Raw genomic sequence first — 13,527 nt, 5'->3', positions numbered from 1 at the left:
AACATGACTAAATATAAAGTACTAAAGAGATTTATGGATAAAGAAGATAAAAGTTTACGTGAGCCGGGCTCTGAAATTGAAATCTCAGACGCTCGCGCTAACGACATCACGAAAAAATTAGGGGATGGGTTCTTAGAACTCGTCAAAGAAGAAGTAAAAGAAGAAGTAAAAGAAGAAGTAAAACCGAAAACGAGTGCTAAAGCAAACGTTAAAAAGTAGGTGGGAGCCTTGGATAACGAGATAACGGAAGCACTATTAACCGAGTTCAAAGCAAGAAATCGCATTTCGCACGGCTCGGAGGATGAGACTATCCGAAAAGCCTTATATAAATCACATTTAGCTATTTGCTCCAAATGTGGCAATTTTGATTTAACGTTAAAAGAACGTGGCGCCGAGCTTGTTTTTGAGCGAACGCGCTACGTACTAAATGACGCGTTAGAATATTTTGACCACAATTTCAGTCACGAAATGCTAGATTTTGCACTGGAGCTCGAAGTAGAACGTATTGAACTTGAGGAGGAGGCTACTAATGAAACCGTTTAAATACAATCCTCCTCGCGTAAGCGCCTCAAACTTATCTGTGCCCGTTACCTTCTATGAATACGGGAGTGCGGGACCCGAACCGAAAGAAACGCCAAAATCTATATTATATCAGTGCTTTGCAGATGTATACGACTCCTCCGAAAAAGATTTTAAACAGCTAGAAAGCGTAGAGGTTCAAGGGGCTATCACGCTTTTAATCCGTGACCCAAACGCTGATTACATCGTCAAAACAAAACACCGCATCGAACTTGACGACTTCCGCTACAAGAATAAACACTATGAAATTAAATCGGTTTCCGTAGATTTAGAAAAACATAATTTCATAAAAATTATAGCGGTGGTGGTGTCATGAGCGTAGAAATCAAAGGGCTTAACGCCGTACTAGCGCAAATGACGGAGAAGTTAGGGCCGGCGAAAACGAATCGACTTTCCAACCGAGCTTTAAAAACGGGGGCGCAAGTCGTGCAAGAGCGAATGGAAAAAGCTTTCGAGAGTTTCGCAGATACGGGCGCATCAAAAAATGAAATTGTGATTACGGCACCGCGTAACAGCTACGGCGTGAAGCAAATTAAATTAGGCTGGAACGGACCAAAAGCTCGATGGCGTATTATCCATTTAAACGAAAACGGCTACACCAAAAACGGCGAGAGAATCACGCCGCGCGGCTTCGGGGTCATTAAAAAAACCATCGATAGCTCTACGACTGAATTTAACGGAGCAGTGGAACAAGAATTGAGGCGAGGGCTGTGGTAGATATTCTAGATGTTATTTATCAACGTTTTGTTCAAAATTCGACTATTCAAGCTCACTGTGAAGATCGAATTTATTACTATACGTATCCAGAAACGGCAGATAAATCCAAACCTTTTCTTATTATTTCACCGCTTGAACCTCCGATTGAGGATATATTCGGGAGCGACTCGGGTACGGTTGAAAGAGTTAGTATTCAAATAGACGTCGAGTCGCAGAATCGACTTACGGCAAAAGAAATTCAGCTAGCAGTAAAAGAAGAATTAAAACGATTAAATATTACACAAGATTTAGGTGGCCTTGACGATTATTTCCCGGAAACAACGCGATATGTTGATTCTAGGCGATACTCGGGTCTGCCTTTTTCTTTATATGAGGAGGAATTTAAATGATTACAGTAGGATTTAAAAGAGCCACCGTGGCTACGTTCGACGTCGCGGGTGTTGTACAGAACACTCATGTAGTAGAAGGACTTGCGACTAAAGGGGCGACAACAGAAGCTCAAATTACAGGACTTTCGCCAGAATCAAAAACGGCGTGGGGTTCGGATGTCGGATATTACATCTCTCAAAAAGGCGTTGGGGAACTTAAACTCGAACTTTCTGTTTTAGATTTAACTTTTGAAATGCAAAATGACGTGTTGGGCTGGACGACAGACGCTACTCTTGGTTTCACGGCAGTAGGAGACCAGACAGAACCGCCATACACAGCGACAGTATTAGAAAGCGTTAATGCTCAAAATGAACCAGTTGCGTTCGCTTTCTTCCGTGGACGTTACACGAAAGACGAGTTCGGCCTAAAAACAAGAACAAATGAAGCGTTTGAGCCAGAACCAGAAAAACTCGTTATGAACTGTGTAGCAAACGACAGCGGGCTTTCGTACGGCATGGCCGTTGGAGCAGAAAATGTAGCTAAATTAAAAGCTTACGCAATCCCAGCAGCAGCCTAACTTGAAGCCTCGTGAAAAGCGAGGCTTTTATTTTGAGATAAAGGAGAGCAAAACATGGTTAAAATTCTATTAACAAACCCCAAAACGGGTAAAAAAGAAACCTTCACGCAAGATTATATAAAAGCACGATACGTTAGAGACGGGCTGAAATTAAATGCAGAAATGACAAAAGAAAAAGCAAATGACCTTCTTATTTTAGAAAGAGGAATCGATTTTATCGTTACGGTCATGGATAATCCGAAAGTGACAGAAGATACCGTTTTAGACGGATTAAGCCACGAAGAAATCTGGCCTCTAATCGGTGCAGTGCTCCGCGAGGTCGTATACGGCCAAGACGGTGAAGAAGGCGAAGAGGGAAAGCAGTAAGTTTCGATGAGGCTATAGCAGATATAGACAGTCTTTATCGAGCGCTAATCGAGAGTGGATGGAGCTATCGCGATATAGACGAAGTAGACTTTTATCACTTGTCTTCTTTATTCGCGAAAAAGCAAAAGAAACAAAAAGTGATCCCTTTAGGCGATTTAGTTCAGCAGATGCAGGGAGGAGGGAAATAGATGACCGGAACAGGTAAACCGCTAGGCAAGATGATTATTGAAATGGATTTAAACTCGGCTAAATTGACGAGTTCCTTAACGGCAGTGAAGAGAAGTTTAAAAGCAAGTGAATCGCAAATGAAAGCGCAAATGGCTATATTTGACCGCGCAGACAACCGCCTAGGCAAATTAGGTGCGCAATACGCGGGCTTAGACAGGTCTTTACAGCTGAATAAGAAACATACGGAGAATTTAACACGCGCTTATAAAGACGAAATTGCGGTGCACGGTGAAACATCCGTAAAAGCGCAGAATCTAGCACGTGATATTAATAACTCTGTCGCGAAACAAGCTGTTCTTGAGAAGCAGCTGAAAGCAACGGGACGCGCGATGGACATTGAAAAGCTAAATATTAATGAGCTAAACGGCAAGATGCAAGCGCAGGGACGACTATCGGCGGCATTAGCGGAGTCTCAATCGCTAGTAGGAAATAAAATAGGCGCCGCGAGAGCGCAATACGCGGGGCTAAGTCAAAAAGTAGCGACACTTACACAGCTCCGAGGCTTGGAGCAACAGAAACTTGAACTGTTAGCTGGCGCACAAGGCAAAGCCTCGCAGGCGTATTTAAATCAAAAAGCGCGCGTTCAAGAGCTAGACAATGAAATGTTATCGAGTCAAAATAGCATGCGTGCATACGCGAAGCAAATCGGGAACATTCCACCGCAATTTGACAGGTTCCGGAACTCCATGGACCTCACCTCACAGAAGCTAAAAACACTAGGCTCGCAAACGTTTAACATCGGGAAAAAGATGTCTTTTATCTCCGTCCCGCTCGGGATAGGGCTTTACGCTGCAACGAAAAGCGCGGTAACGTTCTCATCTGAAATACAGAAGATGTCGGCTTTGTTAGATGACGGAACAGTCTCGGGTATCGAGTTGAAACAACAACTATCGGGACTCGGGGACGCTTCTAAAAAATGGTCGAAACAGTACGGTATTTCCACAACAGCTATAAATGAAGGTATGGAAGAAGTCATCAAAAAGGGTTATACGTATAACCAAACGCTAGGGGCAATGCCGTCCATCATGGACGCTTCGGTAGCCTCTGGGGAAGACTTTAATATTGTGATGAATAATTCCACTTCGATTCTTGAGCAATTCGGATTAAAAGTAGCAGATACACAAGGGACGTTGAAGAACACGCAACGGGTTACAGACAGCTTAACCTTTGTCGCGAATAAAACCGCGGCAGGTTTTGCGGACATGGGTCTTGCGATGGAATACGTGGGGCCAGTCGCGCATAGCGCAGAAATCTCACTAGAACAGACCTCTGCCGCGATCGGCTTAATGTCAAACAACGGCATCGAAGGCGAAAAAGCAGGTACTGCACTCCGCGGAGCTTTAACTCGTTTATTAAAACCTTCGAAACAAAACATAGAAGGTTTTCATAAGCTTGGTATTTCTTCAAAAGCGTTCCGAGATGGCACCCTAGACTTGCCGACACTTCTCGACAAAATTAAGAACAATACAAAAGGCTGGACGGGTGCACAACGTGCTTCTGCTATTGCGCTAGCTTTCGGTACAGAAGCTCAAACAGGCATGAACGTGCTAGTCAACCAAGGCGGGGAAGCCCTCCGAGGGCTCACGGAGGATACCAAAAATGCTACAGGCTATACAAAAGAATTAGCGAAAAGTATGGGAGATACGCCCGCACGAAAAATCGCAAAATTTAAGGAATCTTTACACGTTTTAGCGATTGAGTTTGGGGACAAAGTACTCCCCGCAATTACTCCGTTGGTCGAAGAAGGTACTGAACTTATACAGAAATTTTCCGAATTAGACGACCAAACGCAAAAAAATATCGTGAAATGGACCCTGCTCGCAGCGGCGGCGGGGCCAGTAGCTATGGGACTAGGCGCAGTAACGAAAAGCGCGGGTGCGTTGATTGGCGTAGGCTCCAAACTCACAACAGGTTTAGGGAATATCATGTTGCAGTCTAGGAACGTCAAAACAGGCATGACAGCAGTTTCATCTGGAGCAAAGCTGGCGACAGCCGGAATGGGCGCCGCGACGGAAGGCGCTTCGTTATTCGGTTTAGCTTTATCACCGCTTGGCGTTGGAATTCTCGGTGTAGGTGCTGTTTTAGCGGGAGGCTATGCCGCTTGGAAAATCTGGGGTGAGAAAGCTTATGAGTCCGCCGAACGCACGAAGCGTTGGGGAACTGACGTGGGTGCGGAAGCTGATAAATCCTTAACGAAATTCCAAAACTTTCAAACCGAAGCTACAACTTCGCTAGATTTGTTTGCAAAAGGTGCAACGGACGACTCTACAAAAGTTGTTACCGCTTTTAAAAATATGGCGAAGGAAATAAAGTCAAACACAGACGAGTCTTTTAACGATTTTTCAAAGTCATATAATAATTATTCGGCATCAGTACAAGGCATTCTAAAAGGCGAGTATGACAATCAGAAGAAGGAAGCTGGAAAACGAAAGGCTGACGTAGCTGCACAAGTCAAAGAAGTTGAAAGTATTTATAAAAATGCGGCTTCTAACCACAGAAACTTGACCTCGGAAGAAAGCAAGACGGTGAATAGCATTTATAAGGCTATGCAAGAAGAGGAAATCGAAAGTCTGAACATTAGTGGTAAAAAGAAAAAACAACTGCTCAACGCTCTAAACGGAGACGTGAAGTCATTAAGCCAAAAAACATTAACCGAACAAAACGACTATTTTGCGAAGTCAACTTTAGAATTTCAAAAGAAATATGACAAACAAGAAAAAGACCTGAAAGCTTCTTACAAGGCCGGGAGATATACTAAGAGTAAATATAACGAAGCCTTACGCCAGATGGACCGCGAGCGCAATACGGAATCGTTCGCAAGCGCGTCTGCATGGGTTGAAACTCAAAGACAGATATACAAAAATCTAGGGACAAACACTAAAGACGCCGAAGCTAACATAAAAAAAGGTCTAGAGGACATGGGGCTGGACTACGAGGAGTTTACCCGTCAGGTTCAAGAGTCAGCAGGGAAAGTAAGCGATGCTAGTACGTTAATAGGTGACGGAGCGAGTAAAGCAGATATTGCGTGGTCTAACATTGTACTTGATGAAAAAACAGGAAGGGTAAGAACAAATCTACCGGAAGTCATCAACGAAGCGAGTCAATCCGAGGCAGGCTGGAAAAATCTTAAATTCATCATGAAAGAAGCGAAGTTGACTACAGACGCTAAAGCAACTATCGCAACCGCGCTTATCCAGAACGGAAAATGGGAAAGTATGACGTATTCCGAAAAGAAAATGGTCGTTAGTTATCCCGGCGCCCTAAGTGCCGAAACAGCCCTTAAAGACATGGGACAATGGGATAAGTTGACTCCACAACAGAAATCACTTATTGCAAACGCTAAAACAGGGATAGGTCTTAAAACCGCACTTATGGAGATGGGGCAATGGAATCAGCTCCCCGTAGCAATTAAAGATCTACTGGCTGACAACTCGGACATAACGAAGAAGCTGAATGAGGGAAAATCATTCATTGTTGACTATAACGGTAAAAAGGTAGAACTTAAAAAGTTACTATCTAACAATAGCGATTTAGTTAATAAAATAAAAAATGGTAAAGACGTCATACTGAATTACAACGGCGAACGCATAAATTTAAAATATCTATTTGGGAATAACTTAGATTTATTGAAAAAAATGTCTAGTGGTAAAAAGACAATTTCAGACTACAACCGTAATTTCACCCCGTACAAGAAGAGTCTACTACTTGAAACCTCATCACTAAATGGGGTGAAAGGGAAAATTAACGAAATCGATAACGCGTGGACTGGTTTTCGTCCACACGGCAAAAAGCTAACGATTAGTAGTGTCATGAACACGCCGGGTTTAGCGCCCTTCAAAGCGCGAGGTACCGACTTCCACCGAGGCGGTCCTGTGGTGGTCAATGATGCACCGGGCGCGCATTACCGCGAACTCATCACGATGCCGAACGGACGCAGTTTTATCCCGGAAGGGCGGAACGTGTACTTGCCGAATCTACCGCGCGGGTCGTCTGTACTCCGTGGCGATTTAACAAGTAAAATGCTAAAAGGCGTCCCGCGTTTCGCAGAAGGGACAAGGAAACAGCTCGTCTCTCCTATTTTCTCTAATTCGGCGGTGATGCGAACCATACAAACTGTTTTAGCCGCGCTTAGACAAGCGCCAAACACGCAAGGAGACACTCAAAGTAATCAAGAGTTGATAGAACAACTCATGCAATCTAATCAGCAACAAAGCGTTATGATCGAACTTCTACAAAAATTAGTTAGCAAAGAATTAAAAATCGATGAACGAGCGTTAGCAAATAGCGTAAGTCGTCAACAAGCACGAGAATATCGACTGAGAGGAGGAAGCCAAACGTGAGTAAAAAAAACTGGGTTCGAATCATTCAAGGTGACACCCAAACCGATTTAACCGAACGTTTTCCGATTCGAGTTTTAGGCGTACGATCAACCATGCCAGCCGCCTCAATTCCTCGCATAACGCATACGGGTTCCGATGGCGCAGTCACGTACACGCCGAGCTACGAGCCGTTTAATTTGGAAGTAGATTGTCTATTAGAAGCTTATGACAACTACGACTACCATTTACTAATAGCGGAGTTAAAATCCCTATTGTGCGGACAATCAACGTATTATGTGCAGCATGAAAAGTTACCTGCAAGGCGATATTGCGTAGACGAATGTAGAATTGAGGAGCCTGACAGATTTCGAAAAGATGCAGCGCGTTTCACTTTGAATTTTTATGTGTTTAAAGGCTTTTCTGAATCTCTAGCAACTTCAACTGTACCGTTCGAATACAACGAAGAGGCATGGGGCGTGGGACTAAATCTGCCAGAGGGCGAGGACTTGCAATACACCTTTGAAAACGAGCCAATTTTTAACATCTATAATCCGTCTGATATGCGAATTAATCCGCGATTTCACCCGCTTTCTATCGCTTTGACGTGCGACAGTGTACCAGGTCAATATGTCCGCATTTACAACAGAACCAACGGGACGTTATTCGAGCTTAAAAAGCCTGTTGCAAAATCAGATGTTTTATTAATCGATGGAGTCTATCCGTATTTGAATGATGCTAGATGCGGCATTGATACAAACCACGGGCTTATCACGCTAGAACGTGGTTGGAATCGGGTACAAGTCATTAATGCAACAAACACAAAAATTTCATTTGACTTCCCGTTTTATTACCGGGGGTGACGAGAGTGGAAAAAGGAGATATTTTATATAGAAATTATTCGGGTACGATTGAAGAACATCTTATCGATTTTGACCCTGACTCATTTCGATACGAATATGAAAAAAACGTCAAACGAAATATTCATCTTACGGTTTATTTAACGAATCGCAACAGCGGCGTTTACAAAGGGCTTTCAGAAGAAGCCTTTTTGATTTGGAAAGGGGAGACTTACACAATCAAAGAGTGTAATCCTCAGCAGCAGGGTGACGTTCAATTTAAAGAAATTGCTGCGCAGCATATCTCATTTGGCTGTGCAGACCACGTCAATTATGACAAAGTGGAGCCCGAACGAGTCTATACGATTTCACAATATTTGGCATTTGGCAATACAGGGCAAGAGCTGGGCTATACGATTGAGACGAGGGGGGATTTTCCAACTGTCTCTTTTTCGGGAGTCGGGCAACAATCATTATTAGAATTTGTGCAAACTGCCGCCGAAAAATTCGGAGGTATTTTTTTCGCAAATAACAAGCATCTAGTGATTTATTCAAAAGAGGAGTGGGACGAATATAAGGGTAAAGATTTGCGTTATCAGTTTAATACCGACAACGTGAAATTGTACTCAAATACGTACAATCTAAAGACGTATATTAAAGGTTTTGGCGCAACGAAAGAAAATGGAACGGTTGCAGAAGCGGTTTATTTATCGCCAAATGCAAATAAATATGGACGGCGTAAAGCCGAACCTGTAACGGACGACCGTTTTTATTATGCGCAGCCGCTTATGGAATATCTCAAGACTAAAATACTTGACGTACCCGAGACTTCTTTAGAAATAACGTATACAGGTGATGAGGAGATTAGCGAAAATGAACAGCTTTTTTTTATCCACGAAACGATGGGCTACGAAAGTATGCTGAGTTTAGAACGGTATACGGGGTACCACCCGTATACGAACAAGCCACCAGATGTCGGCTTTGACAATAAATTAGCGGATATGGTTGATATTCAGCGTCAAGCACATAAACGCTATAACAACATGAATACGCGTCTTGAAAGCACCCGTTACGAAGTTAAACAAGTGACAGGGATTGCAAATACCGCTTTAAGCGGCGATGTGGTAGGTGAAGTAACGTGACAAAAATTATTTTTTTGAAAAATAAAGCCGGAGAGCAATTTTATGCAAAAACACATAAACAGGCAATTGACGGACTGAACGAGGCGACAGCAGACGCTAACGGATTGATGAGTGCAGTAGATAAACAGAAATTGGACTCTTTAGCTGTAAATCCAGAACTGTCCTATATATTAACTTCGCCATCAGGCTTATTATTTAAACTCATCGTAGACGATGAAGGTTTGCTCTCAACTGAAAAAGTAGAGGAAGGAGGAACAGTATAATGGAAAAATTAAACAGACAAGATAATGCTATACAAGGCGCATCATGGCGCATGAAAATAAATGAAAACTGGGACAGACTAGAAAAGGCTATCGGCGTAGACGATATTTTAAGCCCTGCTGAGGTTGTGAGTAAAAATCTCCCGATAAGACCGGAAGACTTGGAAGGCGCCATCGTTTCCAACTATTTCAATCCTGCTACGATAACTCAAGATGTCTCAATCACTAATCTCACGGGGGAGGTCGTCACGGCCGTTGGGGCAAATATCAGTGAATATATACGTGTAAAAGGCGCTAGCGTATTAGGCTGTAACTATGCCTTTAATACAGCTGGTTGTTTCTACGATGCTAATTTTAAATATGTGGGTTATGCACGTTTTATCACCTCAGCATCGCCAAATTGGTATACCTGCCCTGTTCCAGAAAAAGCGGAATATTTCAGAGCGGTTGTTACCACAACCACACTCAATAAATACATGTTGACTTTGTCGGCAGATAAACAAATCTATTCGGAGTTTAAGGTTTCGATCCCGTGGCTTAAAAAACCAAGTTCGCTGAACGGACTAAAACTAATTACGTTTGGCGATAGCATAACTTGGCAGGACGGGCAGACGATTAACGGTGTATTGTTCCGAGGATACCAGACCTATCTTCGTGAAGCGGGCGCAGAGGTCGTTAATGAAGGTATTGGGAATATGACGCTCGCGAAAAACACGAAAGTAGGCGCAGAAGAGCTTTACTTGTATAAAAAAATCGTCATGGAAGAATATGATTTGACGGGCGTTGACGCCGTAATCATCGCTTGCGGCACAAACGATGTAGGCTTTAATGTTCAACTAGGAGACGCGGGAGGGATTTCTGATGAAACGTGGGATACGACAACGTCTCTGGGAGCTTTACGCGCTATATTGGAATATATTCGCTCAAACTTCCCAAGTGTGAATATTTACTTGATGACACCTCTTCAAAACAAAACAAGGGATATGGAAAAACACGAATTTATTTCCGATGGTATTATCACACTGGGAGGCTATTACGGCGCTCCCGCGTTAGATTTATTCCGTGAATCGGGATTAGGTAAGTATACCTTCGATTTGTACACGCGCGACGGGTTACACCCAAATAATGACGGTTATGCTAAATACAGCGCGCTCATTGTCCGCTTCTTGGAAACGGAAATGTCTGTCCGTGATGACGTAACACCTGTTAAATTGCAGCTCGATACGCATGTAGCGGATACTACGCGGCATATTTTAGCGAGCGAGCGGACAGCTTGGAATGCGAAGGAGACCCCTCAAGGGTCGCAAAATAAAGCGAATCTAGCGGAGTCCAATGCGAAAGGCTATACAGACTCTTTTTATCAAAGGAAAAATATTCTCACGTCAACAGGGATTTACTTATTTGATGGTCAGAGCTACTCGTGGGACCATTCCAAAATGATGGACGGGCTATGGATTGAAGTAGTTCGCTATACGCCCGGAACGGGTGCCCTGACGTACGGGCATCATGAATTTTTTGTTTCTAAATCGCTCATAGAGCGGAACTTAGGTGAAATTTGCTGGTCCCCAATGCCGTCTTCACCTGACGGTGAAAAAAAAGAAATTATTTTTTCGTTGAATGGCACGACAGGAACCTTAACGGGTACAGCCGCAAATTCGCAAGCACCCAACAGCGGATGGGTGATAACTAAAATTGACTACGTATAAAAAAGGAGCGAGTAAAATGGTGCAAGCATATGTAAAAGTCACGGACGGTGGCTATGTAACAGAATGGAGTCTTTCGCGCCAAGATGGTTTTCAACAAGTTGAAACAGAGGAAGCGCTGATTAGCAATATTGATGCCGTTCAAGTCGTGGGCGGAGTTGCCATTTTGGACAAAGAAAAACAAGCGAAAGTCATTCAAGAGGCAGAGAGGCCGAGCGATTTTGATTTGATGAAGCAACAAAACGCGGCTTTAATGATGCAGCTAGCAGAACAGAGCCAAGTCGTGGAACAACTGCAACAAATGAATGCGCAGTCCGCTTTATCGCAGGCGGAGCTAGACGAGCGGTTGAAAACCGTGGAAGGAGTGGAACGGAATGAATTATCCTAAAGTAAATGATATTAAAATTTTCTACGACTGGGGTTTATATGGCAACGAAGACGTGGTCAAATTCGTAGGATTCGGCGCTATAACGAAAGAAGAATACCAAGAGATTACGGGCGAGGTATATCCCGAATAATCTCTTGGTATTTTGCAATTTAGACCAGACTTAAAGTGAAAGGAGGGTTTGAGTTGCAAACAAGTTTTAAAAACGGCGACTTAGAAATTACAGTCATTATAAATGGTGTTAGTGATAAAAATGCGGATAAAGCAAGACGGTTATTTGTCGCTGTGTATGAGACGCTAACAAAAAATATCAAGTAGTTTTTTGGGGTGGTGAAAATGGAACAAGAAGTGAAAATTTCTAACGCGGAATATCTTACTTTAAATAGACGTATCCAAAGTAACGAGAAATATGTGGAGGCTTTAAAAGAGGATGTCCAACAAGCGAATGCGGTTGTTAGTAGATTGCAAGAAGAGTTTGAAGAAGTCAAACATAACCGCGTATTAAACGAAGACACCCTTTCGCTAATGATGGAAAACGCCGTCCGCAACGGTCTAGGAGAGGTCTTGAAAGAAATAAAAGACCACGAAAAACAAATTCACGAGTTAAAAATAGATAAGTATAAAATGTCTTACCGCATTATTGTTTGGGGATTTAGCGTTGCGGGGGCGGTCGCTATAACTTATTTTGTCACTCGGTTTTTGCACGGATTATAAAATGTTAAGGAGTGTTTAAAAAATGAAAATCAATTGGAAAATTCGCTTTAAAAGTGTGACAACGTGGATTGTAGCAGCAATACCCGTCTTGACGATTATTTGGAGCACGGGAGGGTTTCAAGCTTCGGATTTAAACAGTTGGCAAGAGCTAGGGAAGTCTTTTATGACATTTATTAAAAGCCCAGCGGCTATTGTTGCGGTTCTATCTGCGTTATTCGCAACATATATTGACCCAACGACAAAGGGTATAGGCGACAGCACGCAAGCTTTAAAATATGAAAAACCAAGAAAGGAAGATGAATAATGTCCGTATCTTTAGAATGGCTCATCAAAAATGCGAATAAACGTCTCAATAAAAAAGGCATGCGGCTTGATACGGCTTCCAAAACAAGGAACGTGATTAAGAAAATGCATGCGCAAGGAATTTACGTTGGCATTGCGCAAGGGTATCGAAGCATTGCAGAGCAAAATGCGTTGTATGCGCAAGGACGAACGAAAAAAGGAGCAGTCGTAACGAATGCAAAAGGAGGCCAGTCTAACCATAACTTTGGCTGTGCGGTAGACTTGTTTATTTATTCGAGCAACGGCAAAAGCGTGGCTGCATGGAATCCGCCTAGCTCTGTTATTCATGCTATGAAAGCAGAAGGTTTCAAATGGGGTGGAGACTGGAAAGGTTTTGTGGATAAGCCGCATTTTGAATTATATGACGCTGCAGGCGGAGAGAAGATGCCAGCAGATAGGAATTTCGAAGTGGCAGTGAATCCAAACAGGCATTCCGGCCATATCGTCAACGGGATTCCGATTCTACCCAAAACAGACTTTAAAGCAAAACCGTATCGAATGTATAAGGCTGGGACGAAATTCAAGGTATATGAGCACTCCGCCTATTGGTATAAAACATATATTAATAACAAGCTGGTATATGTTTATAAAAGTTTCGTAAAAGTGACTGGGAAGAAGGATAAAAAAGGACGTATTCCAGTACAAGTGAAGCCGAAAAATCAATTAATCATTCCAATCTGGAATAATACGAAATTACGAGGCGGAAAAATTAAATGGTATCATGTAGGGCAGGGGCTATCTTGGTACGACCACGGAAAAGGTTATTTAGAATTGTGGTATCCTAATGGTGGCTGGTATTATGCAGCACCGTATACACTGAAATAATAATCCTACTCCTACACTATACCGTAAAAGCGGCAAAATTATTATCTGTCGACCAGCGATAGGGTGAAAACTCTGGCAGGTCGACAGATTTTAGATAAACGTTGCAGCGGAGAGGATTAGCATCATTTGGACTCATTTAAAGGTTAAAAAAACTTTAAAAAAATC

At 42.8% G+C, this 13,527-nt stretch carries 18 protein-coding genes; all 18 read left to right on the top strand.

Going from position 1 to position 13,527, the window contains the following annotated elements; genetic code table 11:
• Positions 1-3: 3 nt before the first annotated feature.
• The 18 genes from CFS60_RS05355 to CFS60_RS05275 all read left to right on the top strand — a co-directional run bounded on the left by CFS60_RS05355 (position 4) and on the right by CFS60_RS05275 (position 13,362).
• Complete coding sequence (locus CFS60_RS05355; protein WP_088838939.1) at positions 4-219, top strand: hypothetical protein; 216 nt, start codon at positions 4-6, stop codon at positions 217-219.
• Between the two features lie 9 nt (positions 220-228).
• Complete coding sequence (locus CFS60_RS05350; protein ID WP_088838938.1) at positions 229-543, top strand: hypothetical protein; 315 nt, start codon at positions 229-231, stop codon at positions 541-543.
• The gene (locus tag CFS60_RS05345; RefSeq protein WP_088838937.1) at positions 530-895 is read left to right on the top strand and encodes a phage head-tail adapter protein; all 366 of its coding nucleotides are present in this window, start codon (positions 530-532) and stop codon (positions 893-895) included. The genes CFS60_RS05350 and CFS60_RS05345 overlap by 14 nt, the downstream gene beginning before the upstream one ends.
• Positions 892-1,296 carry a hypothetical protein gene (locus CFS60_RS05340; protein ID WP_088838936.1) on the top strand — a complete coding sequence of 135 codons (405 nt, stop codon included), beginning with the start codon at positions 892-894 and terminating at the stop codon, positions 1,294-1,296. The genes CFS60_RS05345 and CFS60_RS05340 overlap by 4 nt, the downstream gene beginning before the upstream one ends.
• Positions 1,290-1,685 carry a DUF3168 domain-containing protein gene (locus tag CFS60_RS05335; protein ID WP_088838935.1) on the top strand — a complete coding sequence of 132 codons (396 nt, stop codon included), beginning with the start codon at positions 1,290-1,292 and terminating at the stop codon, positions 1,683-1,685. The genes CFS60_RS05340 and CFS60_RS05335 overlap by 7 nt, the downstream gene beginning before the upstream one ends.
• Entirely contained in the window at positions 1,682-2,242 is a 561-nt protein-coding gene (locus CFS60_RS05330; protein WP_088838934.1) for a major tail protein, read from the top strand. Before CFS60_RS05335 ends, CFS60_RS05330 begins: the two co-directional genes overlap by 4 nt.
• Positions 2,243-2,296: 54 nt before the next feature.
• The gene (gene gpG, locus CFS60_RS05325; RefSeq protein WP_088838933.1) at positions 2,297-2,608 is read left to right on the top strand and encodes a phage tail assembly chaperone G; all 312 of its coding nucleotides are present in this window, start codon (positions 2,297-2,299) and stop codon (positions 2,606-2,608) included.
• A 188-nt stretch (positions 2,609-2,796) separates the two neighbouring features.
• Complete coding sequence (locus CFS60_RS05320) at positions 2,797-7,176, top strand: phage tail tape measure protein (protein ID WP_088838932.1); 4,380 nt, start codon at positions 2,797-2,799, stop codon at positions 7,174-7,176.
• The gene (locus CFS60_RS05315; protein WP_088838931.1) at positions 7,173-8,015 is read left to right on the top strand and encodes a phage tail domain-containing protein; all 843 of its coding nucleotides are present in this window, start codon (positions 7,173-7,175) and stop codon (positions 8,013-8,015) included. Before CFS60_RS05320 ends, CFS60_RS05315 begins: the two co-directional genes overlap by 4 nt.
• A gap of 5 nt (positions 8,016-8,020) precedes the next feature.
• A complete protein-coding gene (locus tag CFS60_RS05310) occupies positions 8,021-9,133 on the top strand; it encodes a prophage endopeptidase tail family protein (protein WP_088838930.1) in 1,113 nt (370 codons plus the stop codon).
• Positions 9,130-9,396 (top strand): CCA-adding enzyme, encoded by a 267-nt coding sequence (locus tag CFS60_RS13910; protein ID WP_088838929.1) that lies wholly within the window; start codon positions 9,130-9,132, stop codon positions 9,394-9,396. The genes CFS60_RS05310 and CFS60_RS13910 overlap by 4 nt, the downstream gene beginning before the upstream one ends.
• Positions 9,396-11,099, top strand: coding sequence for an SGNH/GDSL hydrolase family protein (locus CFS60_RS05300; RefSeq protein ID WP_088838928.1), 1,704 nt, complete (start codon positions 9,396-9,398; stop codon positions 11,097-11,099). The genes CFS60_RS13910 and CFS60_RS05300 overlap by 1 nt, the downstream gene beginning before the upstream one ends.
• 16 nt (positions 11,100-11,115) lie before the next feature.
• A complete protein-coding gene (locus CFS60_RS05295) occupies positions 11,116-11,484 on the top strand; it encodes a hypothetical protein (protein WP_088838927.1) in 369 nt (122 codons plus the stop codon).
• Positions 11,471-11,614 carry an XkdX family protein gene (locus CFS60_RS05290; RefSeq protein WP_088838926.1) on the top strand — a complete coding sequence of 48 codons (144 nt, stop codon included), beginning with the start codon at positions 11,471-11,473 and terminating at the stop codon, positions 11,612-11,614. The genes CFS60_RS05295 and CFS60_RS05290 overlap by 14 nt, the downstream gene beginning before the upstream one ends.
• 53 nt (positions 11,615-11,667) lie before the next feature.
• On the top strand, positions 11,668-11,799 hold the full coding sequence (locus CFS60_RS14035) for a hypothetical protein (RefSeq protein ID WP_255387550.1): 132 nt from the start codon (positions 11,668-11,670) through the stop codon (positions 11,797-11,799).
• 18 nt (positions 11,800-11,817) lie between these two features.
• On the top strand, positions 11,818-12,195 hold the full coding sequence (locus CFS60_RS05285; RefSeq protein WP_088838925.1) for a hypothetical protein: 378 nt from the start codon (positions 11,818-11,820) through the stop codon (positions 12,193-12,195).
• Between the two features lie 22 nt (positions 12,196-12,217).
• Positions 12,218-12,499, top strand: coding sequence for a phage holin (locus CFS60_RS05280; RefSeq protein ID WP_088838924.1), 282 nt, complete (start codon positions 12,218-12,220; stop codon positions 12,497-12,499).
• Complete coding sequence (locus CFS60_RS05275) at positions 12,499-13,362, top strand: M15 family metallopeptidase (RefSeq protein WP_088838923.1); 864 nt, start codon at positions 12,499-12,501, stop codon at positions 13,360-13,362. The genes CFS60_RS05280 and CFS60_RS05275 overlap by 1 nt, the downstream gene beginning before the upstream one ends.
• The last annotated feature ends 165 nt before the right edge of the window (positions 13,363-13,527 follow it).

Source organism: Listeria sp. ILCC792, from assembly GCF_900186135.1.
Lineage (GTDB): Bacteria > Bacillota > Bacilli > Lactobacillales > Listeriaceae > Listeria > Listeria goaensis.
This window is presented reverse-complemented; position numbering and strand designations above follow the sequence as displayed.